Annotated in this window: 14 protein-coding genes; 7 read left to right on the forward strand and 7 right to left on the reverse strand. The window is 50.6% G+C overall.

Translation table 11 applies throughout. The features are described from left to right. The first annotated feature begins 43 nt into the window (after nucleotides 1-43). The 4 genes from DXA36_RS30370 (at nucleotide 44) to rsmH (ending at nucleotide 4,736) form a co-directional block, all read left to right on the forward strand. Nucleotides 44-1,405 carry an ABC transporter substrate-binding protein gene (locus DXA36_RS30370; protein ID WP_118682996.1) on the forward strand — a complete coding sequence of 454 codons (1,362 nt, stop codon included), beginning with the start codon at nucleotides 44-46 and terminating at the stop codon, nucleotides 1,403-1,405. Between the two features lie 217 nt (nucleotides 1,406-1,622). After that, complete coding sequence (locus DXA36_RS30375; RefSeq protein WP_118682997.1) at nucleotides 1,623-2,528, forward strand: carbohydrate ABC transporter permease; 906 nt, start codon at nucleotides 1,623-1,625, stop codon at nucleotides 2,526-2,528. Then, a complete protein-coding gene (locus tag DXA36_RS30380) occupies nucleotides 2,518-3,342 on the forward strand; it encodes a carbohydrate ABC transporter permease (RefSeq protein WP_118682998.1) in 825 nt (274 codons plus the stop codon). The genes DXA36_RS30375 and DXA36_RS30380 overlap by 11 nt, the downstream gene beginning before the upstream one ends. A gap of 338 nt (nucleotides 3,343-3,680) precedes the next feature. Then, entirely contained in the window at nucleotides 3,681-4,736 is a 1,056-nt protein-coding gene (gene rsmH, locus DXA36_RS30385) for a 16S rRNA (cytosine(1402)-N(4))-methyltransferase RsmH (protein WP_118682999.1), read from the forward strand. Nucleotides 4,737-4,771: 35 nt separating this feature from the next. Here the strand turns inward: rsmH and DXA36_RS30390 are convergent, their stop codons facing one another. Together DXA36_RS30390 and DXA36_RS30395 are read right to left on the reverse strand one after the other, a co-directional pair. Continuing rightward, the gene (locus DXA36_RS30390; protein WP_118683000.1) at nucleotides 4,772-6,493 is read right to left on the reverse strand and encodes an ATP-binding cassette domain-containing protein; all 1,722 of its coding nucleotides are present in this window, start codon (nucleotides 6,491-6,493) and stop codon (nucleotides 4,772-4,774) included. A gap of 95 nt (nucleotides 6,494-6,588) precedes the next feature. After that, complete coding sequence (locus DXA36_RS30395) at nucleotides 6,589-8,220, reverse strand: ABC transporter ATP-binding protein (protein ID WP_118683001.1); 1,632 nt, start codon at nucleotides 8,218-8,220, stop codon at nucleotides 6,589-6,591. A 270-nt stretch (nucleotides 8,221-8,490) separates the two neighbouring features. Here DXA36_RS30395 and DXA36_RS30400 point away from each other — a divergent pair, with 270 nt between their 5' ends. Together DXA36_RS30400 and rbr are read left to right on the forward strand one after the other, a co-directional pair. Continuing rightward, entirely contained in the window at nucleotides 8,491-9,993 is a 1,503-nt protein-coding gene (locus tag DXA36_RS30400; protein WP_243114780.1) for a [FeFe] hydrogenase, group A, read from the forward strand. Between the two features lie 55 nt (nucleotides 9,994-10,048). Continuing rightward, nucleotides 10,049-10,588, forward strand: a complete 540-nt coding sequence (rbr, locus tag DXA36_RS30405) for a rubrerythrin (RefSeq protein ID WP_118683002.1) — start codon at nucleotides 10,049-10,051, stop codon at nucleotides 10,586-10,588. 136 nt (nucleotides 10,589-10,724) lie between these two features. Here the strand turns inward: rbr and DXA36_RS30410 are convergent, their stop codons facing one another. Together DXA36_RS30410 and DXA36_RS30415 are read right to left on the reverse strand one after the other, a co-directional pair. Then, complete coding sequence (locus tag DXA36_RS30410) at nucleotides 10,725-11,051, reverse strand: branched-chain amino acid transporter permease (protein ID WP_118683003.1); 327 nt, start codon at nucleotides 11,049-11,051, stop codon at nucleotides 10,725-10,727. Next, on the reverse strand, nucleotides 11,048-11,740 hold the full coding sequence (locus DXA36_RS30415; protein ID WP_118683004.1) for an AzlC family ABC transporter permease: 693 nt from the start codon (nucleotides 11,738-11,740) through the stop codon (nucleotides 11,048-11,050). The genes DXA36_RS30410 and DXA36_RS30415 overlap by 4 nt, the downstream gene beginning before the upstream one ends. 166 nt (nucleotides 11,741-11,906) lie before the next feature. Between DXA36_RS30415 and DXA36_RS30420 the strand changes: the two genes are divergently transcribed. Continuing rightward, a complete protein-coding gene (locus DXA36_RS30420) occupies nucleotides 11,907-13,754 on the forward strand; it encodes a sensor domain-containing diguanylate cyclase (protein WP_118683005.1) in 1,848 nt (615 codons plus the stop codon). Nucleotides 13,755-13,811: 57 nt separating this feature from the next. Here the strand turns inward: DXA36_RS30420 and DXA36_RS30425 are convergent, their stop codons facing one another. The 3 genes from DXA36_RS30425 to DXA36_RS30435 are packed head-to-tail and all read right to left on the reverse strand — an operon-like array spanning nucleotide 13,812 to nucleotide 16,212. Further along, a complete protein-coding gene (locus tag DXA36_RS30425; protein ID WP_118683006.1) occupies nucleotides 13,812-14,543 on the reverse strand; it encodes an ABC transporter permease in 732 nt (243 codons plus the stop codon). A 2-nt stretch (nucleotides 14,544-14,545) separates the two neighbouring features. Next, nucleotides 14,546-15,301, reverse strand: coding sequence for an ABC transporter permease (locus DXA36_RS30430; protein ID WP_118683007.1), 756 nt, complete (start codon nucleotides 15,299-15,301; stop codon nucleotides 14,546-14,548). Further along, entirely contained in the window at nucleotides 15,298-16,212 is a 915-nt protein-coding gene (locus DXA36_RS30435; RefSeq protein ID WP_118683008.1) for an ATP-binding cassette domain-containing protein, read from the reverse strand. Before DXA36_RS30435 ends, DXA36_RS30430 begins: the two co-directional genes overlap by 4 nt. Between the last annotated feature and the right edge of the window lie 242 nt (nucleotides 16,213-16,454).

The following is a 16,454-nucleotide window of genomic DNA, read 5'->3' on the forward strand; positions in this document are numbered from 1 at the left end:
CGCTTAAAAAGGATTTGCGCCGAAGCGCAGAAGGGAGAAAAGAATGAAAAAAAGAAATCTCAAAAAGTGGCTGGCAGTTATGATGAGTGCGGTGATGGTCATGTCCATGGCAGGGTGCGGTTCGTCGGAAACCGCGGTAGAAAGCCAGACTCCTGCAGAAACAGGATCAAAAGCTGCGGAGGAAGGGACAGCGGAAGAAAGCAAGGCGGCGGAAACCGTGGACGTTTCCGCACAGGGGGATGCCCAGGAGGCGGTAACCATTACCTATGCCAACTTTAACGCGTCCGGAAGCAATGAGGAAACCCTGCAGAAGATGTATGAAGCCTTTCATGAAGAATACCCCAACATTACGGTAACCATCGAAACCATTGGCTATGACGATTATTTCACCCAGATGCAGACCCGGGTAGCAGGGGGAACCGCACCCGACTGTTATGAACTGAATATTGAAAATTTTGCGGCCTATGCCAATAAGGGGGCATTGGCGGAGCTGACCGGCATCGATACCTCCGGTTATGACGAAACGGCCCTGAGCGCATTCAACGTGGACGGGAAACAATACGGCGTGCCCGGAAACTTCTCCAATGTGGTGCTCATTTACAATAAGGATCTTTTTGACCAGGCACAGATAGAGTATCCTTCGGATGACTGGACATGGGACGATGCGCTGAAGGCAGCGGAAGCAATCCGGGCACTGGATAAAAATACTTATGGGATTTATCAGCCGATTACCTTCAATGAATTCTTTAAGGTGGCTGCACAGTACGGCGGAAGTATTTTAAATGAGGATAAGACGGCTTTCACCATTAATTCTCCGGAAAACCTGACGGCTGCGGAAATGATGATCAATAAGGTGACGGAGAGCAATGTACAGCCAAGTGATGAGCAGATGGGCGGCATGGGTGACTGGGATCTGTTCCAGAGCGGCCGTCTTGGCATGATTCCCACCGGTATCTGGGCATTTTCCACCTTTACCGAGGGCTGTGATTTTGCATGGGATATATGCGTGGAGCCAGGCGGAACACAGAAAGCCACCCATTTCTTCAGCAATGCGCTGGCAGTGAATGCAAAGAGTGATAAAAAAGAAGCGGCAGCAACCTGGATCAACTGGCTGGCATCCAGCGATCAATCGGCGCAGATGCGGATTGATGCGGGCTGGGATCTGCCTGCAATCAATAACCAGGAAGTGCTTTCCGGGTACCTTGCCATCACACCTCCTGAAAACCGGCAGGCCGTATTTGACTCCCTGGATTATCTGGTGGTCGCCCCTATCATCGAAGACTATTCCCTGATGTCCGATATTATCACGGATAAGCTTTCCATGGCGGCTTCCGGAAAGCTTTCGGTAAAGGACGCACTGGATCAGGCACAGAGCGAATGTGAAGCCCAGATTACCCTGAAATGAACGCCCATGCCCGGTTAACCGGGCAACACCATGTATGAAAGCAGCCGGCCGAATGGCCATCAATATTATGTAAGCGGAGCTTTCACAATAAACAGGAACAGTAACGTGTGCGGCGGACGGTACGGTGCCCGGCCCCTGTCTTCCGGCAGGGGCCGTAAGGCCCGCCGCGGCTGCGGTCAAGGAAATGCGGGGATTCCCGCTGCGGAGATAAACAATTATGAAGAAAAAAAGGCGGTTTCAGGCGCTCCTGCAGTCTTTTCCATTCATGCTTCCCAGCTTTGCCGGCATGATTGTGTTCAGCCTGCTGCCCATCCTGATTTCTATAATTATCAGCCTGACCGACTGGAACGGGCTGGATGCACTGGACTGGAAAACCCTCTCCGGTCATTTTATCGGAATTGACAATTATATTAAAATACTGACTACCGCAGAGTTCTGGAAGGTGCTGGGACATACGATTTACTATATTGTACTTTATATTCCCCTTGTTTTTGCGGCAGCCCTGGGTGTTGCCGTTATCCTGAATAAAAACAGGAAGGGAATCACCGTATTCCGTATTATGTATTATATTCCCGTGCTGACCTCATGGGTTGCGGCAAGTCTGATCTGGAAATGGGTATTAAGCCCCCAGTATGGGATCTTTAACCAGCTTCTCTCCTTTGTGGGAATAAAAGGCCCCAGCTGGCTTACCAGTGAGGTATGGGCCATGCCCGCCATTGTGCTGGCGTCGGTATGGAAGGATATGGGATTTTTCGGGCTGTTCCTGCTCTCCGGGCTGAAAGCCATCGATACGGGCTATTATGAAGCCGCCAGGGTGGACGGTGCCGGGAAAAGCAGGCAGTTTTTTAAGATAACACTGCCTCTTTTGACCCCGTCTGTCTTTTTCTGCCTGATCATGTCCCTGATCAATGCGTTCCAGCTGTTCCCCCAGGTTATGATCATGACGGAAGGCGGACCCAACGGGGCCACTCAGGTAATGGTGGAACGGATTTATACCTATGGTTTTAAATATTTTAAAATGGGGTATGCATCGGCCTATTCCTGGCTTCTTTTTCTCATTATATTTATCCTGACCGGCGTACAGATGAAACTGCAGAAAGGATGGGTACATTATGAATCATAAATTCTGGCGGGCCTTCCGCTTTTATTTCGTATCCTGTCTGATCGCCGTGATCGTGATGGTCCCTTTTTTATGGATGGTTTCCACCTCCTTAAAAAGCAAGGGTGCACTGATGGAAATTCCAATTCGGTGGATTCCTGAAAATCCCACGCTGGACGCTTATCAAAAGGTATTTTCCAAATTTCCGTTTCTCAGGGCTATTTTCAACAGCTTTTTCATTACCGTAAGCTATACTCTGATTACGATACTGTCGGCTTCCATGGCGGCCTTTGCCTTCACCAAAATCCGTTTTCCCGGGGCAGACGGGCTTCTGAAGCTGTATCTGGCTTCTATGATGATACCGACCCAGGTGACGTTGATTCCGTTGTTTGTGATTATGAATAAGCTGGGGCTTATCAATACCTACCCCAGTGTCATCCTCCCTTCCCTTTTCCGGGTGTTCGGAATTTTTATGCTGGTACAGCAAATGCGTTCCATCCCCAATGATTTTATGGAAGCGGCCCGGATCGACGGCGCGGGAATGTTCCGTATATTCCGGGTGGTCATCCTTCCGCTATGCATGTCCTCCGTCGCCACACTGACGATAACCACGTTCATGGAAAGCTGGAATGACTATCTGTGGCCGCTGCTGATGCTGACGGATAAAAACAAGATGACGCTTACGCTTGCGCTGAACAACCTGAACGGCCAATATGGGACAGAGTATAATGTGCTTATGGCCGGCAGCCTGCTATCCATGCTCCCTATCATTCTCGTTTATACCTGTGCCCAGAAAAACTTTAAGCATGGGGTGATGGCCGGCGGGATCAAAGGATAAGAAAGAAGCGGAAGAAACGGCTGCGGGAATGGCAGGTACGTATTTTGCGGTTACACTTTCTGCCCCCTGGCTTGCAACAATATGTTTTAAAATACATAAACTACCTATTTTTATTGACTTAAAAATTTTTCAGACCTAATATAATGGTATAGAGGTATCTGTTATGCGCATTCTTGCGCCAACCCTGCAAAATGAAATCGCAGGGAATTCTGCGGCAAATATGGATAAATATACAACAACAGCGGATACGGCTAAAATCCGCTGTTGTTTCTATGATTCTGCAGTAACAAGGAAGATACAGAACAGTTCCTGAAAAAGAATACGTAAGGAGGCATGAAATGGAAAACCAGGAAAAGAAGCATAAGCGGCGCGTCCGTTATTCGGGCGCTTATCCGAAAAGCTATAAAGAAAAATATAAGGAGCTGAATCCCGAAAAATACGCGGACACGGTATCCCGGGTCATCCAAAAGGGGAGCACCCCCGCAGGGATGCATATTTCTATTTGTGTCAATGAGATTCTGGAATTCCTGCAGATTAAGCCCGGACAGACCGGTCTGGACGCCACGCTTGGTTATGGAGGGCATACACTGGAAATGCTCAAGTGTCTGGACTCCCGCGGGCATCTGTACGCTCTGGACGTGGATCCGATAGAGTCTGCGAAAACAAAGGAACGGCTTGAGAAGCTGGGATTCGGAGAGGAGATTCTTTCCGTCCGGCTGCAGAATTTTGCCGATATTGACCGGGTGTCTGCGGAAGCGGGGCTGTTTGATTTTGTACTGGCGGATCTGGGCGTTTCTTCCATGCAGATCGATAACCCTGACCGGGGGTTTTCTTATAAAACGGACGGCCCTCTGGATTTGCGCATGAACCCGGAAAAGGGGATCAGCGCGGCAGAGAGGCTTACGGAGATTACCCAGGAAGAACTGCAGGGCATGCTTCTTGAGAATGCCGATGAACCCTATGCGGCAGAGATTGCCCGGGAAGTGGTTTCCCGGCGGCGGCGGGGAAAACCTATTGCTGCCACAGGGGATCTGCGCCGGGCGGTGGAGGATGCGCTTTCACAGCTGCCGGCTCCGGAACGGAAAGAAGCGGTGAAAAAATCCTGCCAAAGAACCTTCCAGGCTTTGCGGATCGATGTAAACAATGAATTTGAGGCCTTGTATTCCTTTATGGAAAAGCTGCCGGGTGTGCTGGCACCAAACGGCCGTGCGGCGGTTCTGACCTTCCATTCCGGGGAAGACCGCATCGTAAAGAAGTTCTTTAAACAGGATTATAAGGAAGGGCTTTACCGGGAAATATCCAGGGATGTCATCCGCCCTTCCCAGGAGGAATGCAGCAGAAACAGCCGCGCCCGGTCTACGAAAATGAGATGGGCTATCCGCTCGGAGGGATGAGTATTCCTAGAGAATCCCTGAGGCCGGACGATGGGCTAGATAGATACGATCCGGTCTGCCATTTCTTCCGCCGCCTTACTGTTACTGATGATAATAGCGGCTGCCTTGTCCTGACGTACCCGTTCCTTCAGGTTTGCCATAAGCTTTTTTTCCGTCTCCCGATCCAGGGCGCTTGTGGCATCGTCCAGCAGGTACAGGCCGGCGTGAACCAGAAACATGCGGGATAACAGGAGCCGCTGCTTTTGTCCCCCGGAAAGCATCACGCCGTTTTCTCCTATCAGCGTATGCAGGCCGTCAGGCATATGCATGATTTCCTCTGCAATACAGCCTTTTTCCAGAGCCTCCAGGCAGGCCTCATCGGTGTAATCCCTTCCCATGGTCAGATTTTCCCGGATCGTGGCATTTTGCAGATGGGAGTTCTGCAGAATGCATACTGTGTGGGGCGGACGGAACAGAGTAAAGGGATCCTTTTGTTCTGCTGCGTTCCATCGTATTTCTCCGCAGGTGCGGGGGACAAGGCCCAGCAGGGCATGAAGCACGCTTGATTTCCCGGAAGCAACAGGGCCGGAAAGAACAAGGATTTCCCCGGAATGCAGGGTGAATTCCACATCCCGGACACCTCTGCCGTCCTCATAAATGCAGGAGAGATTTTTTACCTCCAGCTGCCGGAAGGGGTCTTTCAGGATATCGGAAAAAGCAGGGGGCAAATCCGTTTCGGGCAGAGCAGCACAGGAGATATTCTTGATGCCGGCCCGGATCAGGTCTCCGTCCCTGCCCAGACAGTCCATGTTATCTTCTCCGGCGGTTTCGGCAATCCGGTGCCAGGAAACCTCCGCCTTCTTTGTTTCCGTGTACAGTTCGATTATACGGAGAATGCAGTCATTCAGGGTATCCAGGTAACAGATAAAGATAGAGAAATCACCCAAAGGAAATCTGCCCGAGCGCATAAGGCCGGCAACCCCTGCCATCATGGCGGCAACACAGATGACGGAGGCGATATCCACCGCGGAATTTACCGCGGACTGGAACAGGTTATCGTTTATCAGGGCCCCGGTGCGCTGCTCCAGGACGGAATCATATCGTTTCAGAACGGAGTTTCTGCCTCCTGCCGTTTTGATAGAAAGTACCGCGGTTACCATGTCGGCCAGCGTATCAGAAACAAAATCGTGCATGGCCCGGTTCTGTCTGCGGCTTTCCCCGATCCGGCCGGATAATTTCCGGATAAGGAACAGAAACAGGGACAGAGGGAGAAAAAGTAACAGGGTTATTTTCCAGTTGATAAGAAGAAGGGAACCGATGGCTACCAGGGTATATACCAGATAGCCGGTTACCTCAGTCAGCAGTTCCGCTGGAAACACAGCGGCGGGCACATCATCATCCAGCTGTTCAAAGGTTTTTCCCGCATTGGCGGCCCTGTCTTTCATACGCCTGCTTTGCAAAAGGCTCCTGAAAAACTGCAGCCGGAGGCTGTCCTGGTAATAGTAGCTTCGCAGGACATCCACATAGGCTGACGCTTTTATGCACAGGCAGCGGAATGCGCAGTTCAGGGCCATAATTACAAAGCAGGGCCAGATCCTGCGCAGGATTCCCAGACCGCGTATGCTTTCCTGGAGACTGTTCAGAATCCAGCGTAAACAGCTTATGTTTACGGATGCGTAGCAAAAGATGCCGATATTGAGAAGGATGCTGAACAGAGTGAGCCAGGGTTTTATTTTTAGGGTCTTATAATAAAAGGAGCCATAGTGTTTCTTTTTCATGGGGAGAATCTTCCTTTCCCGTACCTTCCCTTTCCGGCAGGGCAAGGGAATACAGATTATGAAACCGGATTTTACCGGTGCCGGATACTCTTTGGTCAGAATCCCGTACGGTGCTGCCGGGACGGGATCGCTACAGTTTTGTTTACGACAGACAGCGCCTGCGCATGGTGGGCAATCAGGATAACGGTCCGATCTGCAGTCAGATGCTTTACGGCATCCATCAGCTCTTTTTCTTTTTTCCTGTCCAGATTGGCGGTGATTTCGTCCAGGATGATTACCTGGGGATCACGCAGGAACAGCCGGATTATGCTTATGAACTGTCCTTCCCCCGAGGAAATGCTGCCTTCGGCTAAGGAAAGAGGGGTATCCAGGCCTTTCTCAAAACCTTCCAGCCAGTCCTTCAGGCCCAGGGCGTTTACCGCTTTATAAATAGCATCATCCCCGATGTCCTGATCAAACAGGGTGATGTTATCACGAAGCGTACCATGTAACAGCTGGGTTTTCTGGGGACAGTACAGGATTTTTTCCCTCAGTTCCTCCAGACGGTAGCTGGCAGATTCCAGGCCATTGATGTAGATGCTGCCGGGCGGGCATTGGTAAAGCCCTGCCAGGAGCTTTACCAGCGTGGATTTTCCGCATCCGGTTTCACCTGTAATACCCAGGCAGTCCCCCTTTTTTAGGGAAAGGTTGATTCCATGGAGAATTTCAGGGCCTCCCTCATAATGAAAATGCAGATCCTTCACCTCCAGGGACCGGAACTCCGTCAGGGAGGCAGTCTGTCCCGCCCTGTCCGTTTCCGCTGGCTGCTTTAAAAAGGCTTCCACCCTCTTTTTCCGTGCGGCTGCATTCTGCAGCCCGCCCAGATGGTTCCGGAAAGATTGGAGAGGTGCATAGATCAAGTCCACATAGTTGTAAAACAGATAAGCCGTTCCCAGGGTGATTACCCCCTGATCCCACAGGAGAGAGGCGATGAGCAGGGTACCGGATATGCTGATTACTTCCAGTACGGTGGAGGCTCTCCAAAGCCTGCCGTACATCCGGCCTGCGGGGAGGGACTCCCGGAATTTTGCATGCATCGCCTTTTTCAGGGAAAGCAGGGTATACCGGTCTGCGCCTGCCAGATGGATTTCCACGAGATTATCCAGCTTATCCTTCAGGAAACCGTTAAAGACTGCGGCTGCCTGGCTGCTTTTCAAATAGCATTTTGTGCCGAAATCCGAAATGGCTTTGTATACCCGGATACTCACCAGGCATACGGCGAGCATCAGAAGGGCGAGCGGCCCGTTTTTCATACCTACTGTAAGAAGGACGCCGGTGAGCAGAAGGGCACTGGTTCCTATGCGGAGAAATAAAATCTGATAATAGTCATAAACGCCTTCCACATCCTCGTCCAGACGGGTCATGATTTCACCGCTGCTGAAGGTTTCGTGGGCGGTCATGGGTAAACAAATAAAATGTTCCAGCATTTGGTGCCTTATCCGGTTTGTGATTTTCCCCCCAAGCCTGGAAGAGAGATAGACTTCGCAGATCCCTGTCCCTTTTTGTGCAAGGACCGTTGCCAGATATCCGGCTATCATGAGGGCGATTGCCGTTACCGGGGCTTTGTATTCCGCTTTGTCGATAAAGGCGCTCAGAAACCGGGGAGCCAGGATTTGCAGGCATGTACCGGCCAGTATTACGGCGATCAAAAGAAACACCGTCCGTTTGTTCTGTTTTAAAATATCCATTGTTTTTCCTGTGATTGCTGCAGTTGAGAGGTAACGGTGAAGGTAAGGAACCGTTACATTGCGGGTATGAGGAGGACACGTCCCGGGGCAGGTTTATGGGAATCCCCTTGCAAACTTATCATAAAATACCGGAAGGAGAGGGGACAAGGGAGAGAATAGTTATAATTTTTTTCTACCTAAACAATCCGGGAGGGATGTCGTCTGAACGGTTACCAAAAGATAATAAAAATAGTAATTATTTCTATTATTGTTATTGACAAGCAAAAAAGGATGGGATATACTGGAACCATCAAAGAAAACGACCTGCGGATCACCGGCCGGCGGGGAATGCAGGCCGGACAGCAAGGCAAAGGGACAGCCGCGGCAATTCTCTCAGGAAAGAAAGGACAAAGGATGAGCAAGCATAATTTTACGGATATCAGGGTTCCCATAGAACCGGACAACCCGTCCATATGCAGGGATGAGGCCAAATGTATCAAATGCGGCCAGTGCAAAAAGGTATGTACGGAAAGCATCGGGGTGGCGGGACGCTATGACCTGGGCCTTACGGGAGACAACGCTATCTGTATCCATTGCGGGCAGTGCGCCAATGTCTGCCCTGCAGGCAGTATTACGGAACGGTATGAATATAAAAGTGTCAGAGAGGCGGCGGCAGACCCGGAACGCATTGTTATTTTCAGCACCTCCCCTTCCGTCCGTGCTGCGCTGGGTGAGGAGTTCGGCATGGCGGACGGAAGCTTTGTCCAGGGGAAAATGGTGGCGCTGCTGCGGAAGCTGGGTGCGGATTATGTCCTGGATACCAATTTCGCCGCAGATATGACGATTATGGAGGAGGCCGGTGAACTGGTGGAACGGCTGACCAAAGGGACAGGCCCCCTGCCTCAGTTTACCAGCTGCTGTCCGGCCTGGGTGAAATATGTGGAGACCTATTATCCCGATGTAAGGGATTATCTGTCTTCGGCTAAAAGTCCTATCGGCATTCAGGGTCCTACCATTAAGACCTATTTTGCAAAGAAAATGGGTCTTGATCCCAGACGGATTGTCAATGTGGCCCTTACCCCCTGTACGGCTAAAAAGTTCGAAATCCGCCGGGAAGAAATGAATGCCGCAGGGCGTTATCTGGGAATCGAAGGAATGCGTGATATGGATTACTGCATCACCACCAGAGAACTGGCCGCATGGGCAAGGGAAGAGGAAATCGACTTCGCAGGGCTTGTGGATGAGGATTATGACGGCTTTATGGGGGAAGGCTCCGGTGCCGGTGTGATTTTCGGGAATACCGGCGGGGTTATGGAAGCCGCAGTCCGGACAGCCTACCATATGGTAACCGGGGAAGAAGCCCCGCCGCTGCTGTATGAGCTGCAGTCCGTCAGAGGGCTTGACGGCGTAAAGGAAGCTTTTGTCTATATCAATGATGATGTGATCCTTAAACTGGCGGTGGTATATGGAACCGCTAACGCGGGACGCCTTCTGGAAAAGATAAAAAACGGGGAAAAGCAGTATCATTTCGTGGAAGTGATGACCTGCCCCGGAGGCTGTATCGGAGGCGGAGGGCAGCCAAAGGACACGCAGTGGAAGGGGGAGACCCTGATTAAGGCCCGTATCCAAAGCCTGTACGAAAGAGACAGGCAGATGAAGATACGCTGCAGCCATCAGAATGAAGAGCTTATCCGGCTGTACGGGGAGTTCTACGGAAAACCTCTGAGCAGTCTTGCAGAACAGATGCTTCATACTTTTTATGTGGACAGAAGCGCTGATTTGGGAGTAAAATAAGAACAGTTAATCGTTACGGAACACTAATTTTTTCAAAAGAAAAGGAGAACATGTTATGGCAGAATTAAAAGGATCCAAAACAGAAAAGAATCTGGAAACCGCATTTGCAGGGGAATCTATGGCAAGAAACAAATATACATACTTTGCTTCCAAGGCCAGAAAAGACGGCTATGTGCAGATTGCCAATATTTTTGAAGAGACAGCCAACAATGAAAAAGAGCATGCAAAAATGTGGTTTAAGCTGATTAACGGCGGTATCGGCACAACGGCGGAATGTCTGGAAGCAGCCGCGGAAGGTGAGAATTACGAGTGGACAGATATGTATGCAACCTTTGCCAAAGAAGCGAAGGAAGAAGGCTTTGACGAAATCGCAAAATTATTTCAAGGCGTAGCCAGGATTGAAAAAGAGCATGAAGAAAGATACCGGAAGCTTCTTGCCAATGTAAACGGCGATCTGGTATTTTCCAAGGACGGTGATGTGGTATGGCAGTGCTCCAACTGCGGACATATCTGCGTAGGCAGGAAAGCTCCCGAGGTTTGTCCGGTTTGTGCACATCCGCAGGCGTATTTCCAGGTAAAGGCTGAAAATTACTAAGGAGAACTGTTGTCCCTGTTGAAGAGGAAGGGAAATGGCAAATGTCCGTAAATACCGGATAACCGGTATCTGCGGACATTTTTTACCCCTTTTGCCCGGGGCGTTCAGATTGCAGGAATGCATTTTCAAACACACTCTAGAACACCGCCTGCACAAGAATCATATACAGCACGGTACCTCCGCCGATGCTCAGAAGCATGTTGTGCTTCCACTTATGTACACCGAGAACAAAGGCCGCCGCCAGCAGCTCCGGTATCCCATGGGAGCCTTCCGTGATGGAAACGGACTTAAAACAATAGATCACCAGCATGGCAATGGCGGCAAACGGAAGAACAGTACCGAGATAGGTGACAATTTCCGGCGTTTTTTTCCCTGCGGGAAAGAAAAGGAAGGGAAGCGCGCGGGTGAGTATGGTGATGAAGGAGATAGTTAAAAGCGTGATAAGGATTTGTATACTTGTCATAGGGGTTTCTCCGTTGTACATTGTTTTCTGAACAGGATAAGGAACACGAGGATGCCTGCCATGGAGAACAGAAGAAAATTATCGCTTCCTGCCGTAACCAGACAGATGACCGTAAGGATCAGGCCTGCGGCGGCGGGGATATGGTTGGCGGTGCTTTCCCATTGCTCCAGGAAAATGACCAGAAACAGGGCGGTCATGGCGAAATCAATGCCCGTGGAATCAAAAGGGAATATATTTCCCGCCAGTACCCCGGCCAGGGTGCCAAACACCCAGTAGCTCTGATCCAGAAGGGCTATGAAGAACAGGAAAAATTTCCGGTCAATTCCCTCCGGCGGTTTGGCGGCGCATTCCAGAGAATAGGTTTCATCCGATAAGGAAAATATCATATAGGGTTTCAGTTTTCCCATAATTTTAAATGGCTCCAGCATAGAAAGCCCGTAAAAAAGATGGCGGGCATTTACCATAAGGGTTACCAGGGCGGCAGAAAGCGGTGCAAAGGGCACAAGAAGCAGTTCAATAGCTACAAACTGCATGGAACCGGCATATACAAACAGACTCATGAATAGTGCCCATCCATAAGCAATTCCTTTGCTGGTCAGCAGGATGCCGAAGGCCATGCCAAGAAAAAGATATCCCATCATGACCGGCAGGGTATAAGGAAACGCCGCCTTGAGAGCTTTACTTTTCATAATGTCCGAACCTCCCGAAAATACGGATATTTGGTAATCCGTTCCGATGGGTTACCGGAATTAATTATATCCGTAACCGCCGGGGTTTGCAATCCTCGTTTTTTTAGTTCCCGTCTTTTCCTGCGGGATGAATGGGATCTGCTGGACAGACCCGTTATGAAAAGGTATGATGAAGGCAGAGATAAGCGAGGTAATCATGAAAAATCTGGCAGAACAATTCGATGGTTTGAATGAACTGATATATGTGTCCGACAGGGAGAGCTATGAGCTGCTTTTCCTGAATAAATGCGGGCTTCAGGTATTCGGATATGATGATTTCCGGCAGGTGAAGGGCAAAAAATGCTATGAAGTCCTTCAGGGAAGGACACAGCCCTGTGAATTCTGCAATAATCATCTGCTATCCGAGGACAGCTATTATGAATGGGAAAGAGACAACGAGCTGGCGGAGGGCCATTTTCTTCTGAAGGATAAGCTTGTGGATTGGGATGGCAGCGGTCGTCTGGCAAGGATGGAAATTGCGCTGGACGTGACCAAAAGCGTCAGGGAAAAGAAACGGCTTCAGGAGACTCTGGACAGGGAGCGTGTGGTGCTGGAATGTATCCGCATGATGCATTCTTCCATGGACGTGGATGTGGCGATCCAGAATACCCTGCGGGTCATGGGCGAATATCTCTGCAGCGAGCGGACCTATATTTTTGAGATATACGGAAGCCTGATGGACAATACCTTTGAATGGTGTGCGCCGGGAGTGGATCCTCAGATTGATAACCTGAAAGATGTGCCGGTGACGGATGTGCGGCGGTGGATGACCTTCTTTGAAAAAGGGGAAAGTGTAATCATCAATGATCTGGAGGATATCAGGGAGAGTGACAGGAAGGAGTACGAACGCCTCTGTCCCCAGAATATCCATTCCCTGGTAACTGTGCCCCTGATAGAAAATGATGCGGTGATCGGTTTTTTCGGGGTGGATAATCCGCCTGTTAAGGATTTGGAAAATACCACGGCTATCCTTAATATCCTTGCTTACTTTTTCCAGTCACTTCTTTCCCGGAGCCGGATGGAGGAAAGGCTTAACCAGCTCAGCTTTACGGACGGGCTGACCGGAGCCATGAACCGGAATGCTTTTATCAGGGATATCACCCCTCCTCTTGCGGGACAGGGATGGGGTGTTATTTTTATTGATATCAACGGGTTGAAGGAAACGAATGACCGGTACGGACATGTGGCAGGGGATGAACTGCTCATACGTACCTATCAGAAAATCTGCGGCGTTTTTAAGGAGTCCGCCAAGTACAGGACAGGCGGGGATGAATTTGTCATCCTCTGCAGAGATTTGAAAAAGGAAGAATTTCTGGAAAAAGCGGCCCGCCTGAAAGGTATCTTCCGGGAAGACAACAGCAATGCCGCTGCGATAGGGGTAAAATGGACACAGGCTGAAAACTCGCTTCAGGAGGTGGTAAACGAGGCGGAAAACCTGATGTACCAGGATAAGAAAAGCTTTTATTCCGTCCTGCTGGCATCAGGGGAAGGAGAGCAGGTGAGGAAACGGTATAAAACGGACCTGTTACAGCGGGAAAATCTGCAGGGATGTATGCTGGACATCCTGGAGGAAGCGCAGATAAAACAGATCGCAAGCCAGATGCTGTACCTGTATTTTGAAAAGCAGGATGTGGAGGGTATGCTGCAGTACATGGATGAAGCCTGTGCCCTGACGGACGAAGAGCATCCCAGGGTTTACGGACGCAAGGAGGCGGAGGCTTATTTTACCAAAATACAAAGGACGGCGGCCGGCTGCAGGATACGGGATCTGGAACAGTATACCAGAAAGCTGTCCGAGGACACCTGGCTGTGCTGTGACTGGTGCTATCTGGAGCAGCCTGACGGAAAGGGACATCTGCAGCGGAGAATGTTTAAGGACAGCAAAATTTTAAAGAAACAGCTGAACGGCGAATTCCGCTGCTGCTTTGATCATATATCCCGTATGCCTCCCACGGAAGAAGGGGAACCGTCCTGATTCCGCCCCGGAAAAAAGAGCGGCCCCCGCAGGGGCTGCTCTTTTCAGAAGGGATGTTCAGGCCTTCACATCCGCTTTTTTCAGATATCCTATTCCCAGCAGTACGAAAAGAGTCAGGAATATGGTGCAGCTTAACAGAAAAGGCAGGGGGGAGCTGGACAGGATATCTTCCTCCCGGTTGGAATTCATACCAAGAAGCATGAGGGAGTAAGGAAAATAAAGTCCTAAATCCTTTGCAGAAAACAGGAGGCCGCCGATGCTGCCCAGCAGGGCGATAGCGATAGGAAGGGCAAAGCTTCTGATAACGGAGGACAGCAGAAGCTGCAATGCGGCGATAGCCAGGCCTCCCACACAGCCCCGCAGCAGCCAGATAAAGGTTTCCGGAGGAGGAAAGCCGGTCATTCCCACTGCACGGCCGCTGATGAAATATAAAGCGCCCACCCAGAGCTGGGTCAGAAGCGTGACACAGCCGATAGCCAGGAACTGGGATAAATACAGGACGGGAACCGGTATGGGGGCGGTCATCAGGGCATTCCGGTTGTGGTTAAAATTTTCCACACGCCAGAGATAGGCGCAGTAAACGGCAATCAGGGGGCCGTAGAAAAAGTTGGAATAAAACAGGGTGGTCTGTGTCCATAAGCTGTACCACAGAGAATCGAGAATTTCCACGTTCTGCAGGTAATTGGCACAGCCCATTACGGTGCTGATAATGGGCAGGAGGAGAAACACCACCCAGATAAAGGATCGTTTCAGTTTCATTAGTTCGGCGCGCATACAGGATAAAAGCATAGTCAGACCTCCTTCTTCAAAAACAGATGTTTCCCCGTGATATAGAGCGCCGCCGCTGCAAGAAGGAAAACACAGAACCAGCCCCAGGGGAAGGGGCATTCATATATATACATGCTGCGGGTGCTTTCGTCATACCAGGAGGTAAGGGTCATTCCTACCATATAATAGCCCCAGGGTACAACGTTTGCCAGGCTTCCCATAGGGAAAAAGGCGGAAAATACGCCTACCATGCTGCCCAAAAGGCCGATAAAGACAGGCACGAGCTGGCTGGTCAAAAGCAGGGAAAGAACCTGCTGCATCAGATACAGCACCAGGCTAACCACAAAGAGCACGGCAAGGAAGTTCAGCAGATGCTTTACGGGAAGTTTCTGGGTAAAGGGAAGCAGTGCGCCCAGCAGAAGTACGTTTCCGGCTTCCAGCAGGGTGAGGAAGAGGATGTATATGGCTCCCAAAAGCAGCTTGACGTCAAAAATCCTTTTTTTCTCCTGCATGGTACACAGCAGCTTATAGGTATTTCCCTTGTTTTCCGCATCACAGATGCGGCTGGCCATGACCGCCAGTATCAAGGGAAGGAAGATCGTATTGATCAGAGGAAGCTGGAATAACAGGGTGAAATATCCTTCTGCCGCGGCTTCCGGTTTAGAGAGATAGCTGTTGGACATCATCCATAGGAATTCCGTTGCCACCACGCCCGGCGGCAGCAGCCAGAGGAAACGTCCCCTGGTTTTTTTGCATTCTACGAGTAAATCGGTTTTCACAGGCTCACCTTCCTTCCGGTCAGATCCAGGAAGATATCCTCCAGTGTCTGCTGCTGATCCTGGATTCGCAGCAGGCCGGTCCCGGCTGCGGCAAGCCCTTCCATGAGATGGGCCAGCCTGTCATCCGGCATATCCCGGAAGGTGAGGAAGTCCCCTTCTAGGCGGCAGCTGATTTTCTGTTCCGTCAGGTAACGGAAGGCGGCTTTCTTATCTATAGTGCGCAGCCGTATCTGTTTCCGGCTGTGCTCATACAGGTGGGCGAGGCTGTCCTGGAATATCAGCTCCCCCCGGTCGATGATGCCTGTATGGGTAGCCATCTGATCAATTTCACTGAGCAGGTGGCTGGATACCATGACGGTCATTCCGTATTTGCCGGGAAGGGAACAAATCAGTTCCCGCATTTCCTGGATGCCGGCAGGATCCAGGCCGTTGGTGGGTTCATCCAGAAGAAGAAGCCTGGGGCGGCCCAGCAGGGCCGCAGCGAGGCCAAGCCGTTGCTTCATGCCCAGGGAATAATGTCCGGCTTTCTTGTCCTGCTGTTTTTCCATGCGCACGATGTGCAGGACTTCATCGATTTCTTTATCCGCTACCCCCTTAAGCAGGCAGACGATTTTCAGATTTTCCCGCCCGGTAAGATGGGCATAATAGGAAGGGGATTCAATTAAGGAACCGGTGTTCCGCAGGATTTCCAGCCGGTTTTTATCGTTCATGGTCTGCCCAAGCACCTCTACGGAGCCGCCGCTGCATTTAATCAGTCCCAGGAGCATTTTCATGGTGGTGCTTTTCCCCGCGCCGTTGGGGCCGAGGAAACCGTAAATGCTTCCTTCGGGGATCCGCAGATCCACATTGTTTACACAGGGAGTGCCGTTGTAAGATTTTGTCAGATTATTTGTTTTTACTGCCAGTGCCATACTGTTCTCCATTTCTACGGCTGGTAAGGCCGTGTCTGTTTCTGCCACATTTTCTTATGGTCTGTTTTTTGGTATGTAACTCAAACTTCGCAGGTGCCAAATGGCCCTCCGCCCGCTGTCTGCGTGGCGCTGCCGGGATGGAAAAGGAATTTTCTTCAGCGCCTTTCTAATTACTTTAGTAATTTGCCATGGAGATGAGACCGTTCAAGTGTGTCAGCCTCATCTGACACACTTGATGCCCT

The organism is Eisenbergiella sp. OF01-20 (assembly GCF_003478085.1).
GTDB lineage: Bacteria > Bacillota > Clostridia > Lachnospirales > Lachnospiraceae > Eisenbergiella.

Coding starts and splice junctions, on each gene's coding strand:
- DXA36_RS30380 (WP_118682998.1), top strand. CDS start 2,518: ATGAATCATAAATTCTGGCGGGCCTTCCGCTTTTATTTCGTATCCTGT.
- rbr (WP_118683002.1), top strand. CDS start 10,049: ATGGCAGAATTAAAAGGATCCAAAACAGAAAAGAATCTGGAAACCGCA.
- DXA36_RS30415 (WP_118683004.1), bottom strand. CDS start 11,740: ATGAAAAGTAAAGCTCTCAAGGCGGCGTTTCCTTATACCCTGCCGGTC.
- DXA36_RS30420 (WP_118683005.1), top strand. CDS start 11,907: ATGATGAAGGCAGAGATAAGCGAGGTAATCATGAAAAATCTGGCAGAA.
- DXA36_RS30375 (WP_118682997.1), top strand. CDS start 1,623: ATGAAGAAAAAAAGGCGGTTTCAGGCGCTCCTGCAGTCTTTTCCATTC.
- DXA36_RS30370 (WP_118682996.1), top strand. CDS start 44: ATGAAAAAAAGAAATCTCAAAAAGTGGCTGGCAGTTATGATGAGTGCG.
- DXA36_RS30435 (WP_118683008.1), bottom strand. CDS start 16,212: ATGGCACTGGCAGTAAAAACAAATAATCTGACAAAATCTTACAACGGC.
- DXA36_RS30395 (WP_118683001.1), bottom strand. CDS start 8,220: ATGGATATTTTAAAACAGAACAAACGGACGGTGTTTCTTTTGATCGCC.
- rsmH (WP_118682999.1), top strand. CDS start 3,681: ATGGAAAACCAGGAAAAGAAGCATAAGCGGCGCGTCCGTTATTCGGGC.
- DXA36_RS30425 (WP_118683006.1), bottom strand. CDS start 14,543: ATGCTTTTATCCTGTATGCGCGCCGAACTAATGAAACTGAAACGATCC.
- DXA36_RS30410 (WP_118683003.1), bottom strand. CDS start 11,051: ATGACAAGTATACAAATCCTTATCACGCTTTTAACTATCTCCTTCATC.
- DXA36_RS30390 (WP_118683000.1), bottom strand. CDS start 6,493: ATGAAAAAGAAACACTATGGCTCCTTTTATTATAAGACCCTAAAAATA.
- DXA36_RS30400 (WP_243114780.1), top strand. CDS start 8,491: ATGGGATATACTGGAACCATCAAAGAAAACGACCTGCGGATCACCGGC.